The organism is Rathayibacter sp. PhB179, assembly GCF_004345345.1.
Classification (GTDB): Bacteria; Actinomycetota; Actinomycetes; order Actinomycetales; family Microbacteriaceae; genus Rathayibacter; species Rathayibacter festucae.
Genome location: NZ_SLVD01000020.1, coordinates 1 through 1,242 on the forward strand (window position 1 = coordinate 1; position 1,242 = coordinate 1,242).

Consider the following 1,242-nt stretch of genomic DNA (forward strand, 5'->3'; position numbering starts at 1 on the left):
GATGACCCAGACGGAAGGCTGCAGGCCGGCCGCTTGCAGCTCGTAGGTGAGCCCGTTGCAAGGCTCGTTCACGCTGAGCTTCGACTGGCCGTCGATGCTGACGATGTGGAAGCCGACCGGATGATTCAGCACCCACCCGCCTGATCCTTGATCACCGATGACCGCGGTGCTCTCGTAGGTGAGCTTCGTCACGTCTTCGGCTCGCAGCTGTTCACCCGGGACCTGCGATGACGACGGCGCGCCGGACACGGTGGCACTCGTCCCGCATCCGCTGAGAAGGAGCGCCCCGGAGAGGCAGAGGATGCTGAAGGGGAGGCTTCTCGCGCGACTGGTGATCACTGGTCGACTCCGTTCTGGTTCACGGGCCGGTCGGTGCAGTCGACCGGGGTATTCAGTCCCGTGAAGATCCGGATCCGCCCGCCCTCCTGGCACACCTGGGTTCCCGCGAGGGAGAACAGTGCGGCGTCCGCCGCGTCTGTGACGCCGTCGGTACCCGACTCCGTGAGTGCAGCGCATGCCGCAGCGAGCGACTCGGTGGGCTCTTCTGCCGGAGTCCGGATCTCGCCCGACAGGGCGACGCCCTGCCCGTCCTGTTCCCAGCAGGTGACGGGCGCCGCGACTGGGATGCCGCGGTCCGTCGGCACTGCCGTGACGACTGCGGCGCTGAGGACCGCGCCGGCGATGCCGGCGAGCGTCACCGCCGCGGCCTGGCCGAGACGTCGGCGGCGGCGGATGCGGTGCGCGAGGCGTGCGCTGATGCGCTCGAGCTGCTCGTCGCTCAGGTCAGGATCGTCCATGGTCCTCTGTCCGTTCCGTCAGGGTTCTCGCCAGTGATGCCCGCACCCGCGAGAGGCGGTTGCGGACCGTCCCGTGGGACAGGCCGAGGGAGCGAGCGGCGTCGCTGTAGCTGAGGTCGTCCTCGATGCAGGCCGTCCAGATCGCGCGGTCCGTCGCACTCATCTGCTCGACCAGACGCCGCACGTCGAGCAGCCGGTCGCTCGTGTCCGCATCGACGCCGCGAGAGGCGGTGTCGTCGGAGAGGGGCAGGTGGCGTCGGCGCTGCTCGCGGCGGTCAATCGAGGAGCTGAGGTTGCGCGCCGTCACCAGCAGCCACGGCAGCACCGACTCCCCCACGATGCGCACACCCGAGCGGCGCTTCCAGAGCAGGAAGAAGGTCTCCTGCACGACGTCCTCCGCCTGGTCGGCTTGGACGAGGAAGCTCCCCGCGGCCCGGTGGACCGC

3 protein-coding genes are annotated in these 1,242 nt (G+C 69.6%); all 3 read right to left on the reverse strand.

All coding sequences use genetic code 11. From position 1 onward, the window contains the following. Positions 1-192, reverse strand: a 192-nt coding sequence (locus EDF43_RS21600; protein WP_132438522.1) for a hypothetical protein, incomplete at its 3' end; no start/stop codon positions are given. A gap of 143 nt (positions 193-335) precedes the next feature. After that, a complete protein-coding gene (locus EDF43_RS21605) occupies positions 336-797 on the reverse strand; it encodes a hypothetical protein (RefSeq protein WP_132438523.1) in 462 nt (153 codons plus the stop codon). Next, the coding region (locus EDF43_RS21610; RefSeq protein ID WP_132438524.1) for an RNA polymerase sigma factor at positions 784-1,242 on the reverse strand (459 nt) is incomplete at its 5' end. The genes EDF43_RS21610 and EDF43_RS21605, both read right to left, overlap by 14 nt.

Coding starts and splice junctions, on each gene's coding strand:
- EDF43_RS21605 (WP_132438523.1), bottom strand. CDS start 797: ATGGACGATCCTGACCTGAGCGACGAGCAGCTCGAGCGCATCAGCGCA.